Below are 25,081 nucleotides of genomic sequence, written 5' to 3' on the forward strand. Positions count from 1 at the left end.
GTAATACAAGAGAACGGTTAAAAAATTTAGCGCACAGCATAGCGCAAAACGCACCTAAAAGTGAATTTTACAGACTGAAAATGGATGCAAAACTTAAATTAAGATCAAAAAGACAATTTCACTCATTTGAAACTTGAGTTTCGCTTAATGGAGCAGCATTTGTGTTTTGTGACTCAGTATTTGAAGCACCGTTTGTGTGCTGTTGCGTTGGTATCGTTTGAGTCTGTGAGGTTTGAGGAGCTTCGCTCGGGTTTGTATTGGTATTGACTGAGGTTGTTGGTGCTTTCCAACCATACGTTTCAACTTTACCTTTCTTTTTTGCTGATTTTGGTGGCGGGGTAGTGGTGTAGTGGGTTGAACCATTTTGATCGACCCATTTGTAATATTCTTTTGCCTGCACCATAGATGAATAAATAGAAACGAAAACAACCGTTGATGCTAAACAAGAAAGTTTTAAAGATGATGCTAGTGAATTCATGACTTCACCTATAAAGAAATATGAGGGGAGTGAGTTCTTTTACACGTTTATATCGCAGCATTTTGCAGGATACTGATGAAGATTAATTGGTTTTATTTTAATCAAAAAAATCATTTTGCGTATAAATTGTTTTATATAAATATTAAAAATAAGTGTTTGAAATTTTTTTTATAAATCATCCAACCAAAAGTTATCGTTTGAAAAATAATCGGTTGGTAAATAAACAATAAAAAGGTTTCGGCAAACCTTGACTTTGGTCGTGAAAAAACTAAAAATGCTGCTCTAGTTTTATATGTTTTGTTCGATCACCCTTCGAATAAATATCATAGCTTGCAATAACGTTGTCTCTAAGCCGAGACAATGAAATAGCAGAAATATGTTTATCCCAACATGTTGAATATGCAGTCGCAACTCAAACGGTTGTGATCGAAAAATTTTATTATTGCAGCAAAAACGATGAAATATGTGTGCTATAACAGTGCATACAAACGAATGAATGAAACACGACTTATGTCTCCCATAACCGTCGTGGAAATAAGATTAGGGTGAATACGTTGGAACTTTTATCTGGTGGTGAAATGCTTGTTCGCGCATTGGCGGACGAAGGCGTTGAACATGTTTTTGGATATCCAGGCGGCGCAGTTTTACACATTTACGACGCGCTATTCAAACAAGACAAAATTAATCATTACCTCGTGCGTCATGAGCAAGCTGCTGGTCATATGGCAGATGCATACTCGCGCGTAACAGGTAAGACAGGTGTTGTACTGGTGACTTCGGGTCCAGGTGCGACTAACACTGTGACACCAATTGCGACAGCTTACATGGACTCAATCCCAATGGTGATTTTGTCTGGTCAGGTTGCAAGCCATTTGATTGGTGAAGATGCATTCCAAGAAACGGATATGGTGGGTATTTCTCGTCCAATCGTGAAACACAGTTTCCAAGTGCGTCATGCGAGTGAAATTCCAGCGGTTATTAAAAAAGCTTTCTATATCGCGTCATCAGGTCGTCCAGGTCCTGTGGTTGTTGATATTCCAAAAGATGCAACAAACCCTGCTGAAAAATTTGCATACGAATACCCTGAAAAAGTAAAAATGCGCTCTTACCAGCCGCCACACCGTGGTCATACTGGTCAGATCCGCAAAGCTATTGATGAATTGATCAATGCTAAACGTCCTATTATTTATACGGGCGGTGGTGTTGTTCAAGGCAATGCATCACATTTATTGACTGAATTAGCACATCTATTGGGTTATCCAGTAACCAATACATTGATGGGGCTAGGTGCATTCCCTGGTAATGATCCTCAATTTATTGGTATGTTGGGTATGCATGGGACATATGAAGCGAACATGACCATGGGTCACGCTGATGTGATTCTATGTGTTGGTGCGCGTTTCGATGACCGTGTAACCAATAATCCTGCAAAATTCTGTCCAAATGCGAAAGTGATTCACATTGATATCGATCCTGCGACGATTTCAAAAACAATCATGGCGCATATCCCAATCGTGGGTGCGGTAGAGCCAGTTCTTCAAGAAATGTTAGCGCAATTAAAACAGCTGAATATTTCTAAGCCGAACCCTGAAGCTATTGCGGATTGGTGGAAACAAATCAATGAGTGGCGTCAGGTTCATGGTTTGAAATATGAAAAACCAACTGACGGTACGATGAAACCTCAACAAGTTGTTCAAGCTTTAGATAAAGTAACGAACAGCCAAGCAATCATCACTTCTGACGTTGGTCAACATCAGATGTTTGGTGCGTTGTATTACAAATACACACGTCCACGTCAATGGATTAACTCAGGTGGCTTAGGCACGATGGGTGTTGGTCTTCCATATGCGATGGCGGCTAAGCTTGCATTCCCTGACCAACAAGTTGTTTGTATTACAGGTGAAGCATCCATTCAGATGTGTATCCAAGAGCTCTCAACATGTAAGCAATATGGACTAAATGTTAAAATCTTGTGCTTAAACAACCGTGCTTTAGGTATGGTGAAACAATGGCAAGATATGAATTATGAAGGTCGTCACTCAAGTTCATATGTTGAGTCATTGCCTGACTTTGCGAAGTTGATGGAAGCTTACGGACATGTAGGTATTCAAATTGATCATGCGGATGAGCTTGAATCGAAGCTTGCAGAAGCAATGGCGATTAATGATAAATGTGTATTCATCAACGTGATGGTTGACCGTACTGAGCATGTTTATCCGATGTTAATCGCGGGTCAATCTATGACAGATATGTGGTTATCTAAAGGGGAGCGCACAGCATGAGACATATCATCTCTGTTCTCATTGAGAACGAATCTGGCGCGCTTTCACGTTTAGTGGGTTTGTTCTCACAACGTGGTTATAACATTGAAACTTTGAACGTTGCGCCAACAGAAGACCCAACAATGTCTCGTTTGACATTGACGACTTATGGTGATGATCACAAGATTGAGCAAATCACAAAACAACTCAACAAACTTGTTGAAGTGGTTAAAGTGGTTGACCTTTCTGAAGGTTCACACATTGAACGTGAATTGATGTTAATCAAAGTAAAAGCTTTGGGTTCTGCGCGTGCTGAAATTAAACGCACAGCAGATATCTTCCGCGGACAAATCGTGGATGTAACACCAACGACTTACACGATTCAAATCGCGGGTACAACTGAGAAAATTGATGGTTTTATTGATGCTTTGGCAGAGAATACCATTCTTGAAGTTGTACGTTCAGGTGTGTCTGGTATCGCACGTGGCGAAAAAGTTTTAACAATCTAATTTTTTATTAACAAATTCTTCCCTCCTCCGAGAGGAGGGGGTTGGCGAACCACATTAACATTCGCTAATCAAACGGAAGCCAAAGCATTTTAGCGGAGACAGCAATGCAAATTTTTTATGATAAAGACTGCGACTTATCTATCATCCAATCTAAGAAAGTAGCAATCATTGGTTACGGTTCACAAGGTCACGCTCACGCGCTTAACCTTAAAGATTCTGGCGTTGACGTAACTGTTGGTTTACGTGCTGGTTCTGCTTCTTGGAAAAAAGCTGAAAATTCTGGTCTTAAAGTTGCTGAAGTTCCTGCTGCTGTAGCTCAAGCTGACGTAGTAATGATCTTGACTCCAGATGAATTCCAAGCTCAACTTTACCGTGATGTAATTGAGCCAAACATCAAGCAAGGTGCTACTCTTGCATTTGCTCATGGTTTCTCTGTTCTTTATAACCAAGTTGTTCCACGTGCTGACTTAGACGTAATCATGGTTGCTCCAAAAGCACCTGGTCACACTGTACGTTCTGAATACCAACGTGGTTCAGGTGTTCCTGATCTTATCGCGATTCACCAAGATGCTTCTGGTAATGCACGTAACCTTGCGCTTTCTTACGCTTCAGGTGTTGGTGGCGGTCGTACAGGTATTATCGAAACTTCTTTCCGTGAAGAAACTGAAACTGACCTTTTCGGTGAGCAAGCAGTTCTTTGTGGTGGTGCTGTTGAATTGGTTAAAATGGGCTTCGAAACTCTTGTTGAAGCTGGTTATGCGCCAGAAATGGCTTACTTCGAATGTCTACACGAACTTAAATTGATCGTTGACTTAATGTTCGAAGGCGGTATCGCGGACATGAACTACTCTGTATCTAACAATGCTGAGTACGGTGAATATGTAACTGGCGTTGAAGTAATCAATGAACAGTCTCGTGAAGCGATGCGTAATGCGCTTAAACGTATTCAATCTGGTGAATATGCGAAGATGTTCATCCAAGAAGGTGCGTTGAACTACCCATCTATGACTGCTCGTCGTCGTCAAAACGCTGCTCACGGTATCGAAGTAACTGGTGCTAAATTGCGTGCGATGATGCCTTGGATTCAAGCAAACAAAATCGTTGATAAAGAGAAAAACTAATTTCTCGAATCATTTGATTTGAATGCGAAAGCCCACTCAAAATGAGTGGGCTTTTTGTGTCCTGCAAAATGGTTCATATTGTTAGTTAAAATTGTGCACCTCAAAGTAAGGCAAAGCAGTGCTTTACCTTATTTTTCATGCTTTAGATTTAAGCGAACAAAATCGTAGATAAAAAGAAAAAATAATTTTCTTATCTGGCTGATTTTTATGCTATAAAGCCCTGAGAAAGCGGGGGATTTATTGGATAAGAAAAAATGATTTTATATAAATATGTGAGTTTTGATTCTGGGTTAAGAATTTTAGAAAATAATACGATAGGGTTTACTCACCTTAATGATTTTAATGATCCTTTTGAAAGTACTGCATTTGGTTTTAAAGATAGAGATGGTTTTCTCAGTAAAGGAGGGCAAAACAGTGGTTTTCGTAATAATTTTTCAAAAAAATATGCCTCGCTTAGTCTTACAATGAATCCATTAGACCGACTTATGTGGGCGCATTATGGCGTCTCTCATACTGGATTGGCTATTGGATTTGATGTTGATGAAGCCGGTTTTAATGATGATGGTTTTATCATTAAAGCTCATCAAGGAAAAATGGAATATTTTGAACAAGAGCCTGAGAGTCATTATATTCCGACTGAAGATGACTTACGAAATATTGGTAATGATGATTATTACTCACTTGATAAAAGTTGTGGCCATCTATTAAAAAGAGCTTTTTTACATAAGCAAATTTGTTGGCAGTATGAGCGGGAACTAAGAATAGTTAAGAATTTACATAGAGCCGATTTAATAAGCTATGCAGGAAAAGAATATAAAAATGAGAAAGATTTTAGTCGGCAGGAATGGTCTTGTATTATTTATGACTTAAGACCTTTATATTTATTTCATTTTCCATCATCAGCCATCAAAGAAATTTATATTGGTGAAAAGACTCTTTCTAGACTAAAAAGGAGTGATGATGTATTCAACTCAAGACAAGAAAATATGTTTAATTCACCAAGAGACTCTTTTAGTGGATTAGTTGGAAATTGTAGATTAAGAGGAATCAAAATAAAAAGAGCTACTGTTGACTATGAATTATGGGATTTAAAGAAAAGTGATATTTAGTTTTTAATAGCAAATTTATGGTTCATCTAATAAAAAAATAGAAGTTTGATTTGCAAAATAGTCATTAAAAAGTAACTCAATGACAGGTAGATTGAGTTGCAGTCGACAGAGGCTTAGCTAAACACAATAATTAGTATCTAACAAGAATACTTAATAACTCAAGGATTGAGGTTGGGAATGAAAATAACGTTTGTATGTTACTTATTGGTGATCTTGCCAATCTGCGGATGGGCGCAACAAACAACTGATATTGAGCAAAAAACGCCAAATAGTGATGCTGAGCTTGTCTTGGATAATGTTCGCATATCAATGCAACGATTATTGAGGTCAACAGACAACGAATATTTTTTGAGTCTTTATATGGATGTGCTTCATCCAAATGCAACGCTTACTTACCTTAAAGACAACGTCACTATCCAATTTAAAGGGGAGCAAAAAGGCGATCAAGTTTTTTTTAAAGCAGAACTACCGAGTGATGATTCAAATGCAATTCAAGAGTTGAAAGGACAGCTTAACTATAAAACGAATGTATTTAAATCTACATTGGTCAATCATGCGGGTGTGATTCGAACAAAGAAATTCGAGCCTGCTTTTAAAGTAAAAAATATTTCTGATGTGAGTTTTAATTTCTATGGCATATCTAAAGCTGACCATCCTTTCAAACGATTAATGACACGTATCGAGGTGTTTGACAAAGCCAATCAAAAAAGCTTGCAAATACTTGAAGGCTTTCAAGCGTTTCCCAATAGTATTGGTTATATGGATGTGAATTTTGATGGTTACTATGATGTAGTGCTCTCTGATTTGTCAGAGGATAAAACGCTTCAAGATCGTCATTTTATTTACTGGATTTATGATTCTGTTCAACAAAAATTTAACCGTGCAGAGCATTACGAGCAAATCGTTGGATTTCCACTGTTACATGGTGATAAACAGCACATCGATTTTTCTAATGGACAGGTTTATGTAATTGTTGAAGGCATTTTGAAACCAGTTGCAGTTAATGCTGAACAAGAAACTAAACAATTAGAAGATCGGACATCATCAGAATCCTCTGTAGCACTTCAAGGGGGAAACTTGGAAAAACGGATTGAAGAACCACCAGTTAACTCTGGTCAAGAGCAAGAGAATGAGCTAGGCAGTGATGTAGATCGTGTTCAAGAGCAAGAGCCTTAAAAATGTGAAAATCTGAATGAGCCTTATGACAAGGCTGTCATGAAACCATCATCATATTGAAATTATGTTCTTTTAAATTTTAGGTATAACATTAATAAAAGGTGTGATGATGGCACTCCTAAACATGCAAGTAATAAAACAAAAAAAATTCTTTGAATTATTGAACATCAAAAAAAATACGTCATTTGAGGATTTTATTCTTCTTCCTGATGCTGATCAGCCTAAACGACATCCTCAATTAAAAATTGCCATTGTGACTGAGACATGGTCACCAGAGATTAATGGTGTTGCAAACTCACTGATGAATTTATGTCTGGGTTTGCAGAAGCGAGGTCATCAAATTTTGTTGATACGTCCTCAACCCAAAGTGAAATGTAAACGGTTTAAACCTGATGCAGAGTGTTGGGTACATGCTCAGGCGATTCCGAAATATCCTACCTTACAGTTCGGTTGGCCACAGTTTTCAAAAATCTCAAAAGCGGTTGACGTATTTCAGCCAGATGTTGTGCATATTGTGACAGAGGGACCATTGGGATTTGCGAGTCTAATGGTAGCTAAGTCCCAGAATATTCCTGTTTCAAGTGGTTTTCACTCTGCCTTTCAAGAGTTTAGTCGATACTTTGAGTTTCCTTTTCTCGTTAAACCTATCTCAAAATATTTAACATGGTTTCACAATAAGACAGACGTGACTTGTGTGCCAAGTTTAGATACACAGCATGCTTTAAAACAAATGGGAGTAAGCGGTGAGTTAAGGGTGGTGGGGAGAGGTGTTGATACCCAATTATTTAATCCGAATAAAAGATCGGAGTTGCTCAGAGAGCAATGGAATGCAAATGAGCATACACGAGTGCTGATTTCCGTTGGTCGGTTGTCACCTGAAAAAGAAGTAGACCAGATTATTCGGACTTTTTTGAAAAAGAAAGGTGAGTTTGATCATTATACTAAATTGGTCATTGTCGGAGATGGACCAGATCGAGTAAGGCTTGAAGCTCTTGCGAATCATCACCCTGATATTATTTTTATGGGAAGTTTGACTGGTGATGATTTGGCATGTGCATATGCCAGTGCAGATGTGTTTATCTTTCCAAGTCAAGTTGAAACCTTTGGAAATGTCGCCCTTGAAGCATTGGCAAGTGGCTTGCCTGTGGTGGCTTATGATTATGCATGTGCCAAACTGCATGTTGTGCACAATGAAACGGGATGGCTGATCCCTCTTGGTGATCTAGATATGTTCGAACGAGCAATGACAGCAACATTGAATCAACCTGATTTAAAAATAATGGGTGAGAAAGCGCATCTTGCAGTTGCTGCAACAGGATGGTTGAAACCTGTTATTGATTTTGAGCAAACGTTATTTTTTGCTGTGCATCGTACTTTATTTCACTAAGTTATCTTGAATTCGTAGATTCTTGTCGCGTGTTTGAGGGTAGTCGGTGAATCAGTCATCTATTCTAATTATGACAAGTATTTAATGAAATCATCATCATAATGAAATGATCCATCTCTAAAGTAAAAGTATGAAAAAAATACAAAAGAGGTGTGATGATGGGAATCATGGACACTGTATTGCCTAGATCGACAACGCAATATGATCACCAGAGGCTAAAATTTAAAAATCAAAACTCCGATCGTGATGTATCGGTGCTTGAGCAATTGGGGCGATCTAGATTAAAAATAGCTGTCGTTACGGAGACATGGCCGCCAGAACTGAATGGTGTTTCATTGTCTTTACTACAGATTTGCAAAGGTCTACAGAAACTTGGTCACAAAATTCTATTGGTACGACCTTCACAAAAACAAATATGTTCGGAATTTTCACCGAACCGTGAGTGTTTGGTGAATGGTCAAACCATTCCGAAGTATGCCCATATGCAATTTGGCTGGCCACAGTATGGCAAAGTGGCTAAAGCTTTTGATGAATTTCAACCAGATTTGGTGCATATCGTGACGGAAGGACCATTAGGTTTAGCGGTACTTCAGCTCTCAAAAAACAAAAAGATTCCTGTGAGTAGTGGTTTTCATTCTGCTTTTCATGACTTTAGTCGTTTTTATGATCTTGCATTTATGGTCAAGCCGATTCAGCACTATCTCAAATGGTTTCATAACAATACGCAATTGACCTGTGTACCAAGTCAGGACTCTGCTGATGCGATACGTAACTTTGGTGTTACATGTCAAGTTGAAGTGATTAAGACTGGGGTGGATGTTGAAAAGTTTTCACCTACTTTTCGAAGTGTGCAACTCAGACGGCAATGGGATGCTTGTGAGAATACAACTGTCCTGCTTTATGTTGGTCGTGTTTCACCTGAAAAGGAAATTCAGGTGTTAATTGATGCCTATTTAAAACTTAAAACACAAACAACGCGCAGATTTAAGTTGGTCATCGTGGGGGATGGACCCGATTATTCGCGTTTGGTTCGTCAAAGCAAACATACCGATATCATCTTTACTGGAAGCTTAAGTGGTACAAATCTTGCTGAATCATTTGCAAGCGCAGATGTATTTGTTTTTGCCAGTCAAGTAGAGACTTTTGGCAATGTCGTCCTTGAAGCAATGGCGAGTGCGTTGCCTGTGGTTGCTTATGATTATGCTTGTGCTAAACAATATTTAGATGCAGAAACAGCATGGTTAGCGCCATTGGGTGAGCCTGCAATCTTGGTTCAATATATTGTTAATCTGCCCCAAAACAAACGCTTGCATGCAATGGGGATGAAGGCAATGAAAAAAGTACAACAAGTCGGATGGCAACATCCAGTTCAACAACTCGAACATGCATTTTATCGTGTCGTGCAGCAGAAAACGCTTACGGCCTGAACGATAGGAGTAGAGTGTAATGAATTTTAAAAATACCAAAATAAAAATACTCGATCTTGATCTAAGAGGATGTCTCTATTTCAATAATCTATCGCATACACAAAGTATTGCACTCATATTTAAAATTATTAGTCGGCTCGGAGATGGAGTTTTTTGGTACATGATGGTGGCGTTGGTGTGGCTACTGCAAGGACCGCAATACACTATTCAAATTTTATATATTGTTGTTGCTGCTTCGTTAGGTACGCTGATTTATAAAATTTTAAAAACAAAAACAGTACGTCCACGACCATACCAAGTTCACCAAGTTATTCATATCGGCGAAAGACCACTAGATCATTTTAGTTTTCCATCTGGTCATACATTGCATGCAGTAATGGCAACAATTGTATTGGGTTATGTAGAGCCTGTCTTGCTGATTATGATGATGCCATTTACCATTTTGGTTGCGTTGTCGCGCATGGTATTGGGATTGCATTACCCAACTGATGTTTTAGTTGGTGCCTTAATTGGGGCGACGGTTGCGAGTGGTATTATCTTGGCTGCTCCAGTATTGAATATCATATTGTGAGGGTAAGTTGATTGCATGGTAAGGCGTACAAAAGCAATATAATTGTACGTCTTGATTTGCTTTTTGCTAAAATTAAGCCATGAATTTACCAAAGATGATTTAGGAATAAGTATGGGTTTACGTTGGACAGACACCCTTGATATCGCAATTGAACTGTATGAAGCCCATCCAGATGTAGATCCACAATGGATCCGTTTTACTGATCTTCATGCATGGGTTTGTGCGCTTCCAGAGTTCGAAGATGATCCAAACAAATCAACAGAAGGATTGTTAGAAGCAATTCAAATGGCTTGGATTGACGAAGCTCGATAATTCATCGATCGAAAAAAACCATTTTTTTACACGCGAAAAGCAGATAATCGCGCATTATTCGGTATAATGCGCCAAAATTTTCATGTCAATTTGACTAAAGGAGCCAATCATGGCTATTGAACGTACTTTATCTATCGTTAAACCAGATGCAGTTGCTAAAAACCACATCGGTGACATCTTTGCTCGTTTCGAAAAAGCTGGTCTTAAAATCGTTGCGACTAAAATGAAACATTTAACTCAAGCTGAAGCTGAAGGCTTCTATGCTGAGCACAAAGAACGTGGTTTCTTTGCTGACCTCGTTGCGTTCATGACTTCTGGTCCAGTTGTTGTATCAGTTCTTGAAGGTGAAAACGCAGTTCTTGCTCACCGTGACATCCTTGGCGCTACTAACCCTAAAGAAGCTGCTCCAGGTACAATCCGCGCTGACTTCGCTGTAAGCATCGACGAAAATGCTGCTCACGGTTCTGACTCTGTAGCATCTGCTGATCGTGAAGTTAACTACTTCTTCGCTCAAACTGAGATCGCTCCACGTACTCGTTAATTCGCAGTATTCAAACCAGATAAGTGCTATACTGCTTATCTGGTTTTTTTATTTCTGAAAGATTTTATTGCTTGAAAATTGAGCATGTTCTTTTATCCCACATTATGGTTTAGGTAATACTCATGAATTCTGAAGTTGTCGCTTCATCCGTCAATTTAGATGAACAACAGCCCACTACTGTTCAAGTACAGCAGGCTGATACTGTACAGAAAGTGAATTTACTTGGCCTGTCACGTCCGCAAATGGAAAAATTCTTTGAGGATATGGGTGAGAAAAAGTTCCGGGCGGGTCAGGTGATGAAATGGATTCATCAGTTCTTCGTTACTGATTTTGCTGAAATGACTAATATTTCAGGGAAATTACGTGAAAAACTTGAAAAGATTTGTGAAATTAAAGCACCAGAAGTCGTGCTTAAAAACTATTCTAAAGATGGAACACGTAAGTGGGTATTTCGTGTAGGTGATGGTGCAGGTTCTTTGGTTGAAACAGTATTGATTCCTGCTGAGGATAAAACGGGTTCGCGTAAAACCTTATGTATTTCATCACAAGTCGGTTGTGCTTTGGACTGTTCGTTCTGTTCAACAGGAAAACAAGGTTTCCAACGCGATTTAACACAGGCTGAAATTATTGGTCAGTTGTGGATGGCGAACTATTCCTATATGGAAGATGTGCCAGTTGCTGAGCGTGAGCGCTCTGTGACCAACGTGGTAATGATGGGTATGGGCGAACCATTATTGAACTATGACGCTGTGCTTAATTCAATGCGTATCATGCTTGATGATTTCGCCTATGGAATGTCTAAACGCCGTGTCACATTGTCAACGTCAGGGGTTGTGCCGAAGATAGATCAATTGGCTCAAGACATTGATGTTGCTCTTGCAATTTCATTGCATGCAACCAATGATGAGTTACGTAACGAATTAGTACCAATTAATAAAAAATATCCGTTAGACCAACTCATTGCAGCGTGTCAGCGTTACATCACTAAAGATGGTAATGAAAGTGCACGTAAGCATGTCACAATTGAGTATGTCATGTTAGACGGGGTCAACGATCATCCTGAACATGCACAGCAGATGATTAAGTTGTTGAAAAATTTACCAAGTAAAATTAACTTGATTCCATTTAATCCATTCCCACATGCACCATACGGGCGTTCGAGCCGAAATCGCATCATTTCTTTCCAAAAAACTTTGTCTGATGCTGGTTTTGTGTGTACGATTCGTCAGACACGTGGGGATGATATTGACGCAGCTTGTGGTCAATTGGTAGGTCAAGTGGCTGACCGTACTCGTCGTGCAGAACAATGGAAGAAAAAAGTGCTAGAACGTAATGAAATTATGCGTTCACAAGGCTAGTTGTATCATTTAGATGTGAATGATTAAGAAGAGGGAGGCATCATTTGAGCAAGCCGATGTATAAAAAAATAGTCATGACGATGACAGTCGCTTTATCTGGATTGCTTTTCTTTGGATGCCAAACTACCAGTGGCGATACGAGCAAAAAGGATCCTGAGAAATCAGTGAAAGTTCGTACCCAAATGGCGGCTGAATATATTCGGAATGGGAATTTAGATGCTGCCAAACGTGTGCTTGATCAGGCATTAGAGGTTAATTCGCGCGATTCAACTGCAAATATGATGATGGGGGTGTTGCTTCAGCAAGAAGGAAGTGACATCAACATGCAACGTGCAGATCATTATTTTTCTCGTGCTATTTCAATTGATCCTAAAAATGCGCAAGCACGTAACAACTATGGTACGTATTTGTATCAAGTGAAACGATATAATGATGCTGTTAAACAGCTTTCAATTGCAGGCGCAACGCTTGGATATGACCAACGTCATCGTGCATTAGAAAACCTTGGACGGATTTATCTCATTCTAGGGGATATACCGAATGCTGAAAAAACGTTCAAACAAGCACTGCAAGTCAATCGTGACTCGACTGTTTCAATGATAGAGTTAGCAGAGATATTTTATCTGCAAAAGAATAATATTGCCGCGCGTCAGCTATATGAGCAATTTGTACTCAAAGTTGGCCAGCAAAATCAAGGTGCGCGAGCACTCTGGATTGGTTTACGTATCGCACGTGCCAATGGTGATAGAACGGGAATGTATGTGCTGGTGAATCAGTTGCGTACTTTATTTCCAAATAGTCAAGAATTTCAACGTTATTTGCAATTACAGTTCAATACTGAGGCCGTATGGAAGTAAATCCTAATTCACAGCAACCTACTGGTTCAAACGTAGCACCTAATGCTTTAGGAAATATTCAACGCCCTGGCGAGTATTTGCGTCAAATCCGTATTTCTCAACAACGTGATCTGGTCAAAGTTGCTGGTGATTTGAAAATGCCAGTAAAAACGCTTGAAGCGTTAGAGCAAGACGAATACAAATCGTTGCCAGAAGCGACTTTCATTAAGGGATATTATCGTTCGTATGCGAAGTATCTCAAAGTTGATGCCTCTGCTTTGATTCAACGTTTTGATGAAATCTATCAAAATGATACAGGTTTACTGCCAAATCATGCTTTGAACAATTCTCCAATTAAAATTATGGGGAAACTTCCTGGCTCGAAAAGCGTACGTAATCGCAAGTGGATTAAACGCATCGTGATTGCGTTAATTATTTTGGGCGTGGCTTGGCTATTAATCTCCGCAATCCAAAAATGGGCTGCTAAAGGTGATTCGTTAAACACTGATACGAATCAATCCAACAATGTCCAAATTCTGACCTTAAACAATGGTACAGGCACGACTGAAGCAGTATCAGGCGATACGATGAATCTCAGTTTTAGCCGCCCTACATCAGTACACATTGTGGACAGTACGGGTAAAGTTTTAGCAACTGGACGCCAATCAACTGCGATTAGTTTGAATGGACAGTCTCCATTCCAAATTCGATTAGATGATGCTCAAGCCGTTTCATTAAGTTTAAATAATGAAAATATTTCATTGTCACCATATACCGTAAACGGAAAAGCTGAATTCCGTTTATCACGTTAATGGGTTAAAGGTAAAACGATGATCGAGAATCCGATTCGACGCAAACCAACACGTAAAATTCGCGTAGGTTCTGTGTATGTGGGTGGCGATGCGCCAATCAGTATTCAAAGCATGACCAATACTGAAACTTGTGATGTAGCTGCAACAGTTGCACAAATTCAACGTTGTGTGGATGCTGGCGCAGATATTATGCGTGTGTCTGTACCGAGTATGGAAGCCGCTGCTGCTTTTGGAGAAATCCGTAAACAAGTGCAAGTTCCACTCGTTGCCGATATCCATTTTGACTATAAAATTGCTTTGGCTGTTGCAGATTTGGGTGCAGATTGTCTGCGTATCAACCCAGGGAATATCGGTTCAGAAGCAAAAATTCGCGAAGTGGTTGCTGCGGCTCGTCACAACGATATTTCAATGCGAATTGGTGTCAATGCAGGCTCTCTCGAAAAAGATATTCAAAAGAAATATGGTGAGCCAACAGGTCAAGCTTTGCTTGAGTCAGCAATGCGTCATATTGATATTTTAGATCGTTTGGATTTCCAAGAGTTTAAAGTGTCAGTGAAAGCATCGAATGTCTTTTTGACGATGGATGCTTATCGTTTGTTGTCACAACAAATTGACAATCCTTTACATTTAGGGGTGACTGAAGCTGGAATTTACCGTACTGGTTCGGTGAAGTCGGCAATTGCACTGGGCGGATTGTTAATGGAAGGCATTGGCGACACCATGCGAATTTCATTAGCAGCGGAACCTGAGGAAGAAATCAAAATTGGTTTTGATATTCTTAAATCTTTGGGCTTGCGTTCAAATGGTATTAACTTTATTGCATGCCCAAGTTGTTCACGTCAAGAATTCAATGTCATCAAAGTGATGCAAATGCTTGAAGAGCGTTTGGAAGATGTACGTACTCCAATGGATGTTTCTGTCATCGGGTGTAAAGTCAACGGTCCTGGTGAAGCTAAAGAAGCTGATATTGGTGTAGTGGGTGCAAGTCCACGTTCACTGGTGTATCGTAATGGTGAAAAGAGTCATTTAATTGACACAAATCAATTGGTTGATGAAATCGAAAATATGGTTCGTCAACGTGTTAACGAGCTTGAAAAAGCTAAATCAAAAGAGATTATTCGCACAGGTTTTTCTGAGTAGATCATGAGTTCAATCGTCGCAATCAAAGGTTTTAATGACATTCTCCCAACGCAAACCCCAGCTTGGAGACGTCTTGAACAGCATCTGTCTGGTTTGATGGATGCCTATGGCTATCAACAAATTCGTTTGCCGATGGTTGAACAGACAAACTTGTTCAAGCGTTCTATTGGTGATGCAACGGATATTGTTGAAAAAGAGATGTATACGTTCTTAGATAAAGGTAATCCTCCTGAGTCTTTGACCTTACGTCCTGAAGGTACTGCGGGTTGTGTACGTGCTATGCTCGAACATAATTTGCTTCGTGGTGCGACACCGCGTGTTTGGTATATTGGACCGATGTTCCGTTATGAAAAACCGCAAAAAGGTCGTTACCGTCAATTCCATCAATTTGGTGTGGAAACGTTTGGTGTTGCAACTCCTGATCAAGATGCTGAACTGATTTTGATGACTGCGCGTCTGTGGAAACGGATGGGTGTTGCGGACAAAGTTCAATTAGAGCTCAATACTTTAGGTGAGTCAGATGAGCGTGCAGCTTATCGCGCAGCCTTGGTTGAGTTTTTAGAATCACATAAGTCAGATTTAGATGAAGATTCGCAGCGTCGTTTAACGACGAATCCACTGCGTATTTTGGACTCTAAAGATGCAAAAACTCAAAGCATTTTAGAAAATGCGCCTAAACTTCATGACTTTATGGGTGAAGAGACGCTGGCACATTTCCAACAATTACAGCAATATCTAACCGATGCAGGTATTTCATTTGTCATTAACCAAAAGTTAGTTCGTGGCTTGGATTACTATAATAAAACTGTATTTGAATGGACGACGACACATCTCGGTTCACAGGGTACGGTTTGTGCTGGTGGTCGTTATGATGGTTTAGTGGGTCAGTTAAAAGGTAAACCAGATCAATCGGTTCCTGCGGTTGGTTTTGCAATGGGTATTGAGCGTTTATTGCTTCTTTTAGAACAAGTAGAAGACAATACACCAGTACGTGATTGTGAAGTATTTTTACTTGCAGATCCTGCGACGCAAGGTAAAGCTTTAGTTTTGGCTGAGCAAATTCGAGATCAACTTGAAGCTGCAAGCAGTTCAATACGTCTGAAAGTTGGCTCTCAAGGCTCGATGAAAAGTCAAATGAAAAAAGCGGATCAGTCCGGTGCAATTTATGCCTTAATCTTTGGTGAGCGTGAAGCTGAGGCGCAACAACTTTCAGTCAAAGAGTTGGCTACAGCAGAGCAGACACAAGTAGCGGTCAATGACATTGTGCCGTTCATCATTGATAAACTATCTTCAAAATAAATTTAAGAACATAAGGAAAGGGCGATCATATGAGCGCAATGACTGACGAAGAACAACTGCATACAGCAAAGTCGTTTTTTAAGAAATATGGATCGGCGTTGATTACGCTGATTCTTCTTGCCCTGATCGCCTTTTTTGGATGGGAATATTGGAAGAAAAAAAACGTAGCAGAAGATCAAATACAGACTGCTAAAGTACAGCTCTTAGTTGATGAAGCGAAAGCTGCAACAACTGATCCTAAAGTAGCGACTGCTTTGGATGGAACTGCTGAAAAAATTGTAAAAGAAAATCCTGATTCGATTCATGCGGTTCAAACGCAATTTGTAATGGCAAAATTGGCTTATGACCAAGAGAATTATGCTAAAGCTGAACGTGAATTGAAAAAAATTGAAAATGCTCAAATCAAAGATGAAGGTTTACAACACATCATTAAGCTTCGTTTAGCAGATGCTCAACTGGCACAAAAAAAATATGATGAGGCTTTAAAAACACTGTCTGGGTTAAATTTGCCCGCTTTCAAAACAACTGTAGATGAAGCACGTGGCGATATTTATATTGCTAAGAATGATATTGAAAATGCGAAAAAAGCTTATCAGAGCGCATGGGATAACTTAATTGCAACTAAACAAGAACGCCAAATCTTACAAATTAAACTCGAAAGTGTTGGCATATTAGTAGATGATCCTGAAATTGAGCGCCCAATTTTAGATATACAAACGGATGAGTCTTAATGGATAGAAAGTATAAAATTTCTTTTGTTCTAGCGACATTGTCGTGTGCACTAATGGCGTGTACAAGCAATACGGTGAAAGAAGAAAAGGTGAAACCTAATCCGTTGCCTAAAATTCAGCAATCGGTGAGCTTAGCACCTATTTTTTCACATAACGTTTCAGCGACTGATGCTGCTGATCCATTGCGTTTGAGAATGGCGAATGATCAAGGTGTTTTATACTTTTTAGATCCTAAGGGACAGGTTTCTGCATATCAAGGTAAGCAGCGTGTCTGGGAAAAACAAGTTACAAAGCTTGGTTTAAGTTCAGGTGTTGAAGCGGCCAATGGGTTAGTGATCGTCGGCAACAAGAAAGGTCAACTGTTTGCTCTCGATCAAAAAACGGGTGATATCCGTTGGACGGCGCAATTAAGTGGTGCAATTTTGAGTGCGGCGCTTATTCAGACTGGTCGAGTGATCGTTGTTGCAAATGATGGTACGGTGTTTGGTCTGGATGAAAAAACAGGTCAACAAGTGTGGACCTATCGTATGCCAAACGAACAATTGAGCTTACGCGGTCAAGCTTCACCTGTGCGCTTAGACCCACGAACAGTGTTAGTGGCATCGTCAAATGCATACGTGTACGCAATTGATAGTCTCACTGGAACTTTGCGTATGCAAAGACGTGTGGCAGTCAGCGATGGTCGTTCTGATATACAGCGTTTAGTTGATGTGGATGCAGATCCAATCGTTGCAGGACAATTGGTTGTAACCACTAGCTATCAAGGCCAAGTCACTGTACTAGATCTAGTTTCGCAACGTGTGATTTGGAGTGAAGATGCAAGCAGTATTAATCGTGCTGAAGTTGCAGGTCGCCAAGTCTTCGTCACGCAAACAGATGGTAAAATTGTATCGTTTGATCTGGTGACGGGTCAGCCGTTATGGACTAATGATCAATTGCTTAACCGTCAATTAAGCAACCCCGTAATGTTAGGTCAGTATTTAGTGGTAGGTGATTATGAGGGGGTACTCCACCTTGTAGATCCTAAAAATGGTCAACTTATTGGTCGTGAAAAAACGCGTGGTGAAGTACGTTCGTTACGTATAGTAAACAATCAGCTTTACTCAGTGACACGTACAGGCGCACTTACAATTTGGCAGAATCGTTAATTTTTTCTCTGCTTATGGTAAACTAGTCGCTGAATACATATTTTAAGTTCGGGGTGTTGAATTTTCAGACCCCGACATTTTTATTTTTAAGTAGATGATTCGTCTAACTTCTTCCACAGTTTCTGATGTTCAGGCCAATTGAGTTGGCTGATCTTGTTAAAGGTTAATCTATGAAACCCGTTATTGCGCTCATTGGTCGTCCGAACGTCGGAAAATCAACGCTGTTTAACCAGATTACCAAAAGTCGTGACGCGCTTGTTGCAGACTTTGCCGGTCTTACTCGTGACCGTAAATATGGTGATGCAGTTTATCAAAATAAATCATTTATCGTTGTAGATACTGGCGGTATCGGTGAAAACGAAGGTGGGATCGACTCTTACATGGCAGAGCAGTCTAAAACTGCGATTCATGAAGCAGATATGATTATCTTTGTTGTCGATGCGCGTGCAGGTCTTCTAGCTTCTGATGAACAGATTGCGCGTGAGTTACGTACACTCGGTAAAAAAGTATTTTTAGTTGCCAACAAAGTCGATGGTGTCCATGCAGAGGCAGCATTGGTTGAGTTTTTTAAGTTGGGTATGGGTGAACCGATGCAAGTGGCTGCAAGCCATGGGCGTGGTGTTCAACAAATGCTCGAAGAAGTGCTTGAAGATGTGCCAGAAGATGACCTAAGTGAACAGCGTGATGAAGATACTGGGCTTCGTCTAGCGATTATCGGTCGTCCGAACGTAGGTAAGTCAACATTAGTTAATCGCCTGTTAGGTGAAGAACGTGTCGTTGCTTTTGACCAGCCTGGTACTACACGTGACTCAATTTACATCCCATTTGAGCGTGATGGTCGAAAATATACGCTCATTGACACTGCCGGTGTTCGTCGTAAAGGTAAAGTGGATGAAATGATTGAGAAATTCTCAATCGTAAAGACTTTACAAGCAATGAAAGATGCCAACGTTGTCGTTGTTGTTGTTGATGCGCGTGAAGGTATTGTTGAGCAAGACTTGCATTTGATAGGATATGCGATTGAAGCTGGTCGTGCGATGGTGATTGCGATCAATAAATGGGACAATATGTCAGAATATGATCGCAAACAATGTAAATTGGATGTTGAGCGTCGTTTTGACTTTATTCCATGGGCAAAAATCCATTTAATTTCTGCTTTGCATGGTACAGGTGTAGGTGAGCTTTATCCTTCAATCCACCGTGCATATGAATCTTCACGTTTGAAAGTATCTCCAGCGAAAATCACTGAGATCTTAAAAGATGCAACAGACGCGCATCATCCACCTAAAGTTCAAGGCCGTGCAATTAAAATGCGTTATGCGCATATCGGTGGTCAAAACCCGCCTACGATTGTGATTCACGGTAATAAAGTTGATAAAACCCCAGCTGACTATCGTCGTTACTTAGAAAACGTGTTCCGTAAAGTGTATAAACTAGAGGGTACACCTGTAAAAATTGAATTTAAAACTTCAGAGAACCCATTTGAAGGTCGTAAATCTCAAATTGACGAGCGTACTGCGGCACGTAAACGTCGTTATGTACAGAAGTTTAAGAAAGCCGAGAAGAAGTTCAAACGCGGTTAATCAATTGTAAATTTAGTCCAGAAAGCCCAAATGTGAAGTTTGGGCTTTTTTTATCATGCGAATAAATTAAGATAAATGGAATCACTGAGAACGTTATTATGACCCGTCATATTCAAATTGATATTTCTAAAATTTCTTCTTTTTTTCAAGTTCCTGAAAATCTAACACGTACTGAAGAAATCAGTCTTAGAAAAAAAATGATTCACCAATATCGTAACTGCTTACTAGGAAGTAAATTAAATAAAACAATAATAAATGAGGATATTGGCCAAACGAAAGATGGAAAACCTTTTTTGAAAAAAATCTCAAACTTTGAGTTTAACCATAGTCATAGTCAACATTATTATGCTTTAGTTACATCACATCATATTCGAGATTTGGGTGTGGATATTGAGGAGCTGAATCGATCAATTCGATTCGAAGCTTTAGCCAAACATGCATTTCATCCACTGGAATATGCGATATGGGCAGAATTGGATTTTGATTCTCGCTATTGGTTTAAAGTCTGGACCATTAAGGAAGCAATTTTGAAGGCACATGGGATGGGAATCCGTATGAGCTTAAATGAGTTGAATACCAATGCCCATACCACACACATGGGTGGGGTTTGTGAGCATCCAGTCTTAGGGGTATTTGCTTATCAGAATTTTGAAATCATGGATTGTATGCTGACAGTCGCATGGCGAAGTGAATACTCTTGCCGTGGTTTTGCAATTCCTCAAATTCAAATCACTCAACATTAAAAAAGCCCATCATTTGATGGGCTTTTTGTATTGAATGTTTATTGAGGAATTTCTTCTTCCTCTTCAAATTCAGGTTTTACTTGAACAATAAAGTCTTGGCGGTTCAGACCACGCCACAATGCAAATGCAGTACCGATATAAATCGAAGAATATGTTCCGACAAAAACACCGACAAACATTGCAATCGAGAACCATTTCAAACCATCGCCGCCCATGATCATCATAGCAACGACCACAAGCAATAGCGTCATCGAAGTGTGGATGGTACGACGTAAGGTTTCAGTCAATGCAATATTGATGATCTCAAGAGGTTCTGCCCCACGAATTTTACGGAAGTTCTCACGAATACGATCCGAGACAACAATATTATCGTTTAATGAGAAACCAATAATCGCTAGAAGAGCAGCTAAAACGGTTAGGTCAAATGGCCACTGCATCAATGCAAAAATACCAAGAGTCACGATAATATCGTGAAATAGCGATAGAACTGCACCCATTGCCAACTTGAATTCGAAGCGAATCGTCACATAAATCAGCATGATAATCAGAGCCAAAGCCACAGCACCTGCTGATTTAATGTAAAGTTCGTTTCCGACTTGACCACCAACAACATCTACCTTGGGTACAGTCACGGTATTATTGTCTAATTGAACTGCGGTGGTAATTGCTTTGGTTAGATCTTCCGCTTCAATATCTTCTTGTACGGGCATACGAACCATTAAATCTCGTTCAGAACCTAAGGTTTGAACAACAGCATCATTAAAACCCGCATCACTTAATGCTTGCGTCACTTCAGAGGGTTTTACAGGATTGGCATAATTCAATTCAGCTGCAACACCGCCAGTAAAGTCTAATCCTAAATTCAGACCTTTAGTCGCGATAAAGAAGATACTTGCAATAGTCAGGATGATTGAAAGCCAAGCTGCTGGCTTTGCAATCTTCATGAAAGGAATTACGCGTTCGTTGTCTGGACGGCCGTATTGTTTTGATTCGAGTTGAGTATTTTCATTCATGATAGATCTCCTAAATGCTCAACTTTTTCAAGTTACGTTTTTTACCGTAAATGATCTGTACAATTGCACGGGTTACTGTAATCGCAGTAAACATCGAGCAAACAATACCAATCATGAGTGTCACGGCAAATCCTTTGATCGGACCAGTACCAATGGCAAAGAGGATAAATGCAACAAGGAATGTGGTTAAGTTCGAGTCAAAGATGGTGTTATAAGCTCGATCATAACCTGCAACAATCGCCTGTTTAGGCGATGCTCCCCATTTGATTTCCTCGCGTATTCGCTCGCAAATTAGAACGTTTGCATCCACCGCCATACCGATGGTAATAACGATACCTGCAATACCTGGCAGCGTTAATGAAGCACCGATCCAAGACATAACCGTCAAGATCATTGCTAAGTTGAATACTAGAGCGAAGTTCGCAATGACACCGAATAAGCGGAAGAATACCACCATCCAAATTGCGACCAAGATGAATCCAATTTGAGTGGATAGTACACCCTTATCGATGTTTTCTTGACCTAAGCTTGGACCGATAACACGCTCTTCAACAAAGTACATTGGCGCAGCGAGCGCACCTGCACGAAGCATTAAAGCTAGCTCAGCTGCTTCTTGAGGTGAATCTAAACCAGTAATACGGAACTGTGAACCCAGTACTGCTTGAATATTTGCTGCATTAATGACGACAGATTCAGTATATGGTGTGCGTACTTCAGTTTGTGCACCTGTTTCAGGATCTTCAACGTAACTGATACGTTGTTTATTCTCAATGAACAGTACCGCCATACGCTTACCAACAGCGCTACGAGTCGCATCTGACATTAACTTACCACCTGCATTATCAAGGGTAATGTTAACTTCTGCTGTACCACTATCTTGTCCAAAGCCTGAAGAAGCATTTTGTACACGCTCACCCGTCAGAATACGATTACGGTTAAGTAAAAGTTCACGACCACTGTCTAAAGACTCATAGGCGAATACTTCTGTCCCTGGAGGTAAGGGTTGACCATTATATTTCCCTGAATAAGGATCAATATATTGATCATTTAGATCAGACACCAAACGGAATTCTAAGTTTGCTGTACGACCTAAGATACGTTTTGCTTCAGCTGTGTCTTGGACACCTGGTAATTCAACCACAATACGGTTGCTACCTTGGGTTTGAACCAATGCTTCTGCAACACCAAGTTCATTAATACGATTACGAAGTGTTGTTAAGTTTTGATCTAACGCATACGACTGAATTTCTTGCTTTGTGGTATCTGTATAGGTTAAACGAAGACTGGCACCATTTTCAGTTGCAAGTGCTTGTTGAGTATATTTATTACCGTTACGACGAAGTTGATCCATCGCTGCTGCACGATCTTCATTGTTAGCAAATTGAACAGTGATCGCATTGTTATTTAATGAAAGACTATTGAATTTGATCTTGTTCTCACGGAATTCGCGTCGCAAATCAGCAGCCGATGTTTCCATGCGCTGCGCAATCGCTTTGTCCATATCCACCTCAAGGAGGAAGTGGACACCACCACGCAAATCAAGACCAAGTTTCATTGGTCGTGCACCGATTTTCTGTAACCATTCAGGTGTTGTTGGTGCGAGGTTTAATGCAACAACATAGTTTTCACCCAGACCTTCACGTAGGATATCTTTTGCTTTTAATTGGGCTTCAGAACTGTCTAAACGTAGAAGGGCAGCATTTTGAGTAAAGCTGTTATTGTGGGATTGGATATTGTTGCTTTTTAATAGTTGCTCTGCTTTTTGAATCACTGTGTCATCAATGACAGAACCAGCTTTTGCACCAGAAATTTGGACAGCTGGTTCATCAGGATACAAACTTGGCAGGGCATATAATGTACTCACGACTAGTACAACTAGAATGAGTAAATATTTCCATGCTGGGTAACGCATTCGCTTTCTTCTTAAAATGAAAAAAGTCGTGCAGCTGCACGACTATTTTATAATTAAAGGTTATTTAGAGTGCCTTCAGGTAATACTGAAATCACACTTGCACGCTGAATTTTAACTTCGTTGCCACGGTTTAATTCAACCACAGCGAAATCACCTTCGAGTTTAGTAATACGGCCCATTAAACCGCCTGCAAAAACGATTTCGCTGCCAACGCCTAAGCTCTCAACCAAAGTGCGATGTTCTTTCGCACGTTTTGCTTGAGGACGCCAAATTAAGAAGTAGAAAATTGCAATGAATACTGCAATCATCAATAAGTTAGCAACTAAGCTTGGTTGTTGTGCAGCTTCACCAGCTGCGTGTGCAGTCGAAATAAAAAGGCTCATTTCATTTTCCTAAACTAAAAATATCAAAAAAGATGATAAAAAATCGGCTTGTTCAGCAATTTACATTGTCTTTTTGCTCAGCGCAAATACTGATGTATTAATCTTGCGGACAAGGTGGTACTTCAAGCCCACGGCGTGCATAAAAATCGTGAACAAAATCATCAAATGTTCCGTTATCTAATGCATCACGCATCATTTCTGCTAAACGCAAGTAATAACGGAGGTTATGGATTGTGCCAAGCATTGATGCAAGCATCTCACCACATTTTTCTAAATGGTATAGATACGAACGGGTAAAGTTGGTACAAGTGTAACAATCACAATGCGGATCAAGTGGGCTTTGATCATGGCGGTATTTCGCATTTCGTATACGCACTAAACCGTCCGTAACAAAATAATGTCCATTACGTGCGTTACGAGTTGGCATTACACAGTCAAACATGTCTACACCACGACGAACAGCTTCAACGATGTCTTCTGGTTTGCCTACACCCATTAAATAACGTGGTTTATCCGCAGGCATTTGCTCTGGAAGATAATCAAGGACTTTGATCATCTCTTCTTTTGGCTCGCCTACAGAAAGACCGCCAATCGCGTAACCATCAAAACCGATTTCTTTTAATCCATTTAGTGATTCTTGGCGGAGGTCTTCATACATGCCGCCTTGAATAATACCAAACAGGGCATTGCGGTTTTTTAACACATCATGATGTTGAGTCTTACAACGCTTTGCCCAACGCAATGAAAGTTGTAGCGATTTCTGAGCTTCTTCGTGAGTCGCTGGATAAGGTGTACATTCATCAAAAATCATCACGATATCTGAATTCAATGTATGTTGAATATCCATCGAAATTTCAGGAGAAAGGAAGACTTTAGAGCCATCAATTGGAGAGCGGAATGTTACGCCGTCTTCTTTGATACTACGCATTGCGCCTAAGCTAAATACTTGGAAGCCACCAGAGTCAGTCAAAATTGGTTTATTCCATTTCATAAAACCATGTAGACCACCGTGCTCACGAATGACATCTAGACCAGGGCGTAGATATAAATGAAAGGTATTTCCTAAAATGACCTGTGATTTAATTTCTTCAATATCACGTGGGAGCATGCCTTTAACAGTACCGTAAGTTCCGACAGGCATAAACATCGGTGTTTCAACGACACCATGTTCCAAGGTTAAGCGTCCGCGTCGAGCGCGACCAGACTGACCTAATTTTTCAAACTTCATAAA

At 40.0% G+C, this 25,081-nt stretch carries 24 protein-coding genes; 19 read left to right on the top strand and 5 right to left on the bottom strand.

Annotation, left to right across the window (positions count from 1 at the left end):
- Positions 1-118 precede the first annotated feature (118 nt).
- Positions 119-478 (bottom strand): DUF4124 domain-containing protein, encoded by a 360-nt coding sequence (locus tag AC1M9F_RS12510; RefSeq protein WP_481597929.1) that lies wholly within the window; start codon positions 476-478, stop codon positions 119-121.
- 554 nt (positions 479-1,032) lie between these two features.
- Here AC1M9F_RS12510 and AC1M9F_RS12515 point away from each other — a divergent pair.
- The 19 genes from AC1M9F_RS12515 (at position 1,033) to AC1M9F_RS12605 (ending at position 20,542) form a co-directional block, all read left to right on the top strand.
- Positions 1,033-2,760, top strand: coding sequence for an acetolactate synthase 3 large subunit (locus AC1M9F_RS12515; protein WP_035265632.1), 1,728 nt, complete (start codon positions 1,033-1,035; stop codon positions 2,758-2,760).
- The gene (gene ilvN, locus AC1M9F_RS12520; protein ID WP_035265631.1) at positions 2,757-3,248 is read left to right on the top strand and encodes an acetolactate synthase small subunit; all 492 of its coding nucleotides are present in this window, start codon (positions 2,757-2,759) and stop codon (positions 3,246-3,248) included. The genes AC1M9F_RS12515 and ilvN overlap by 4 nt, the downstream gene beginning before the upstream one ends.
- A gap of 104 nt (positions 3,249-3,352) precedes the next feature.
- Positions 3,353-4,369, top strand: a complete 1,017-nt coding sequence (gene ilvC, locus AC1M9F_RS12525) for a ketol-acid reductoisomerase (RefSeq protein ID WP_035265630.1) — start codon at positions 3,353-3,355, stop codon at positions 4,367-4,369.
- Between the two features lie 254 nt (positions 4,370-4,623).
- Positions 4,624-5,478, top strand: a complete 855-nt coding sequence (locus AC1M9F_RS12530) for a DUF2971 domain-containing protein (protein ID WP_481597930.1) — start codon at positions 4,624-4,626, stop codon at positions 5,476-5,478.
- A gap of 177 nt (positions 5,479-5,655) precedes the next feature.
- Positions 5,656-6,654 carry an XAC2610-related protein gene (locus AC1M9F_RS12535; RefSeq protein ID WP_481597931.1) on the top strand — a complete coding sequence of 333 codons (999 nt, stop codon included), beginning with the start codon at positions 5,656-5,658 and terminating at the stop codon, positions 6,652-6,654.
- Positions 6,655-6,760: 106 nt separating this feature from the next.
- Positions 6,761-8,041: a glycosyltransferase family 4 protein gene (locus tag AC1M9F_RS12540; protein WP_481597932.1), complete on the top strand. Its 1,281-nt coding sequence runs from the start codon at positions 6,761-6,763 to the stop codon at positions 8,039-8,041.
- 155 nt (positions 8,042-8,196) lie between these two features.
- Positions 8,197-9,468, top strand: coding sequence for a glycosyltransferase family 4 protein (locus AC1M9F_RS12545; protein ID WP_481597933.1), 1,272 nt, complete (start codon positions 8,197-8,199; stop codon positions 9,466-9,468).
- Positions 9,469-9,487: 19 nt separating this feature from the next.
- Positions 9,488-10,039 (top strand): phosphatase PAP2 family protein, encoded by a 552-nt coding sequence (locus AC1M9F_RS12550; protein ID WP_481589259.1) that lies wholly within the window; start codon positions 9,488-9,490, stop codon positions 10,037-10,039.
- A gap of 111 nt (positions 10,040-10,150) precedes the next feature.
- Entirely contained in the window at positions 10,151-10,351 is a 201-nt protein-coding gene (iscX, locus tag AC1M9F_RS12555) for a Fe-S cluster assembly protein IscX (RefSeq protein WP_035265625.1), read from the top strand.
- Between the two features lie 109 nt (positions 10,352-10,460).
- Entirely contained in the window at positions 10,461-10,892 is a 432-nt protein-coding gene (gene ndk, locus AC1M9F_RS12560; RefSeq protein ID WP_035265623.1) for a nucleoside-diphosphate kinase, read from the top strand.
- A 122-nt stretch (positions 10,893-11,014) separates the two neighbouring features.
- Complete coding sequence (rlmN, locus tag AC1M9F_RS12565; RefSeq protein ID WP_481597934.1) at positions 11,015-12,250, top strand: dual-specificity RNA methyltransferase RlmN; 1,236 nt, start codon at positions 11,015-11,017, stop codon at positions 12,248-12,250.
- Between the two features lie 56 nt (positions 12,251-12,306).
- Positions 12,307-13,107: a type IV pilus biogenesis/stability protein PilW gene (pilW, locus tag AC1M9F_RS12570; protein ID WP_179998933.1), complete on the top strand. Its 801-nt coding sequence runs from the start codon at positions 12,307-12,309 to the stop codon at positions 13,105-13,107.
- Positions 13,098-13,898, top strand: a complete 801-nt coding sequence (locus AC1M9F_RS12575) for a RodZ domain-containing protein (protein ID WP_481589257.1) — start codon at positions 13,098-13,100, stop codon at positions 13,896-13,898. Before pilW ends, AC1M9F_RS12575 begins: the two co-directional genes overlap by 10 nt.
- Before the next feature lie 18 nt (positions 13,899-13,916).
- Entirely contained in the window at positions 13,917-15,038 is a 1,122-nt protein-coding gene (gene ispG / locus AC1M9F_RS12580; protein WP_092767631.1) for a flavodoxin-dependent (E)-4-hydroxy-3-methylbut-2-enyl-diphosphate synthase, read from the top strand.
- A gap of 3 nt (positions 15,039-15,041) precedes the next feature.
- Positions 15,042-16,337, top strand: a complete 1,296-nt coding sequence (gene hisS / locus AC1M9F_RS12585) for a histidine--tRNA ligase (protein WP_481597935.1) — start codon at positions 15,042-15,044, stop codon at positions 16,335-16,337.
- A 29-nt stretch (positions 16,338-16,366) separates the two neighbouring features.
- Positions 16,367-17,068: a YfgM family protein gene (locus AC1M9F_RS12590; RefSeq protein ID WP_481597936.1), complete on the top strand. Its 702-nt coding sequence runs from the start codon at positions 16,367-16,369 to the stop codon at positions 17,066-17,068.
- Entirely contained in the window at positions 17,068-18,216 is a 1,149-nt protein-coding gene (gene bamB, locus AC1M9F_RS12595; protein ID WP_481597937.1) for an outer membrane protein assembly factor BamB, read from the top strand. Before AC1M9F_RS12590 ends, bamB begins: the two co-directional genes overlap by 1 nt.
- A 170-nt stretch (positions 18,217-18,386) precedes the next feature.
- Positions 18,387-19,799 carry a ribosome biogenesis GTPase Der gene (gene der / locus AC1M9F_RS12600; RefSeq protein ID WP_035265604.1) on the top strand — a complete coding sequence of 471 codons (1,413 nt, stop codon included), beginning with the start codon at positions 18,387-18,389 and terminating at the stop codon, positions 19,797-19,799.
- A 98-nt stretch (positions 19,800-19,897) separates the two neighbouring features.
- Positions 19,898-20,542 carry a 4'-phosphopantetheinyl transferase family protein gene (locus tag AC1M9F_RS12605; RefSeq protein ID WP_481597938.1) on the top strand — a complete coding sequence of 215 codons (645 nt, stop codon included), beginning with the start codon at positions 19,898-19,900 and terminating at the stop codon, positions 20,540-20,542.
- A gap of 38 nt (positions 20,543-20,580) precedes the next feature.
- On the opposite strand, the gene secF is transcribed toward AC1M9F_RS12605, so the two are convergent.
- From secF to tgt, 4 genes are all read right to left on the bottom strand, one after another.
- Positions 20,581-21,555, bottom strand: coding sequence for a protein translocase subunit SecF (secF, locus tag AC1M9F_RS12610; RefSeq protein WP_481597939.1), 975 nt, complete (start codon positions 21,553-21,555; stop codon positions 20,581-20,583).
- 10 nt (positions 21,556-21,565) lie between these two features.
- Positions 21,566-23,467, bottom strand: a complete 1,902-nt coding sequence (secD, locus tag AC1M9F_RS12615) for a protein translocase subunit SecD (protein WP_035265600.1) — start codon at positions 23,465-23,467, stop codon at positions 21,566-21,568.
- Between the two features lie 53 nt (positions 23,468-23,520).
- Positions 23,521-23,850 carry a preprotein translocase subunit YajC gene (gene yajC / locus AC1M9F_RS12620; RefSeq protein ID WP_035265599.1) on the bottom strand — a complete coding sequence of 110 codons (330 nt, stop codon included), beginning with the start codon at positions 23,848-23,850 and terminating at the stop codon, positions 23,521-23,523.
- Positions 23,851-23,947: 97 nt separating this feature from the next.
- Entirely contained in the window at positions 23,948-25,078 is a 1,131-nt protein-coding gene (gene tgt / locus AC1M9F_RS12625; RefSeq protein WP_035265598.1) for a tRNA guanosine(34) transglycosylase Tgt, read from the bottom strand.
- Between the last annotated feature and the right edge of the window lie 3 nt (positions 25,079-25,081).

It is taken from the genome of Acinetobacter sp. ANC_7504, from assembly GCF_056779995.1.

Excerpts from the sequence above, each read along its gene's own strand:
- AC1M9F_RS12510 (WP_481597929.1), bottom strand. The coding sequence starts at position 478 with ATGAATTCACTAGCATCATCTTTAAAACTTTCTTGTTTAGCATCAACG.
- ilvN (WP_035265631.1), top strand. The coding sequence starts at position 2,757 with ATGAGACATATCATCTCTGTTCTCATTGAGAACGAATCTGGCGCGCTT.
- ilvC (WP_035265630.1), top strand. The coding sequence starts at position 3,353 with ATGCAAATTTTTTATGATAAAGACTGCGACTTATCTATCATCCAATCT.
- AC1M9F_RS12530 (WP_481597930.1), top strand. The coding sequence starts at position 4,624 with ATGATTTTATATAAATATGTGAGTTTTGATTCTGGGTTAAGAATTTTA.
- AC1M9F_RS12535 (WP_481597931.1), top strand. The coding sequence starts at position 5,656 with ATGAAAATAACGTTTGTATGTTACTTATTGGTGATCTTGCCAATCTGC.
- AC1M9F_RS12540 (WP_481597932.1), top strand. The coding sequence starts at position 6,761 with ATGATGGCACTCCTAAACATGCAAGTAATAAAACAAAAAAAATTCTTT.
- AC1M9F_RS12545 (WP_481597933.1), top strand. The coding sequence starts at position 8,197 with ATGATGGGAATCATGGACACTGTATTGCCTAGATCGACAACGCAATAT.
- AC1M9F_RS12550 (WP_481589259.1), top strand. The coding sequence starts at position 9,488 with ATGAATTTTAAAAATACCAAAATAAAAATACTCGATCTTGATCTAAGA.
- iscX (WP_035265625.1), top strand. The coding sequence starts at position 10,151 with ATGGGTTTACGTTGGACAGACACCCTTGATATCGCAATTGAACTGTAT.
- ndk (WP_035265623.1), top strand. The coding sequence starts at position 10,461 with ATGGCTATTGAACGTACTTTATCTATCGTTAAACCAGATGCAGTTGCT.
- rlmN (WP_481597934.1), top strand. The coding sequence starts at position 11,015 with ATGAATTCTGAAGTTGTCGCTTCATCCGTCAATTTAGATGAACAACAG.
- pilW (WP_179998933.1), top strand. The coding sequence starts at position 12,307 with ATGTATAAAAAAATAGTCATGACGATGACAGTCGCTTTATCTGGATTG.
- AC1M9F_RS12575 (WP_481589257.1), top strand. The coding sequence starts at position 13,098 with ATGGAAGTAAATCCTAATTCACAGCAACCTACTGGTTCAAACGTAGCA.
- ispG (WP_092767631.1), top strand. The coding sequence starts at position 13,917 with ATGATCGAGAATCCGATTCGACGCAAACCAACACGTAAAATTCGCGTA.
- hisS (WP_481597935.1), top strand. The coding sequence starts at position 15,042 with ATGAGTTCAATCGTCGCAATCAAAGGTTTTAATGACATTCTCCCAACG.
- AC1M9F_RS12590 (WP_481597936.1), top strand. The coding sequence starts at position 16,367 with ATGAGCGCAATGACTGACGAAGAACAACTGCATACAGCAAAGTCGTTT.
- bamB (WP_481597937.1), top strand. The coding sequence starts at position 17,068 with ATGGATAGAAAGTATAAAATTTCTTTTGTTCTAGCGACATTGTCGTGT.
- der (WP_035265604.1), top strand. The coding sequence starts at position 18,387 with ATGAAACCCGTTATTGCGCTCATTGGTCGTCCGAACGTCGGAAAATCA.
- AC1M9F_RS12605 (WP_481597938.1), top strand. The coding sequence starts at position 19,898 with ATGACCCGTCATATTCAAATTGATATTTCTAAAATTTCTTCTTTTTTT.
- secF (WP_481597939.1), bottom strand. The coding sequence starts at position 21,555 with ATGAATGAAAATACTCAACTCGAATCAAAACAATACGGCCGTCCAGAC.
- secD (WP_035265600.1), bottom strand. The coding sequence starts at position 23,467 with ATGCGTTACCCAGCATGGAAATATTTACTCATTCTAGTTGTACTAGTC.
- yajC (WP_035265599.1), bottom strand. The coding sequence starts at position 23,850 with ATGAGCCTTTTTATTTCGACTGCACACGCAGCTGGTGAAGCTGCACAA.
- tgt (WP_035265598.1), bottom strand. The coding sequence starts at position 25,078 with ATGAAGTTTGAAAAATTAGGTCAGTCTGGTCGCGCTCGACGCGGACGC.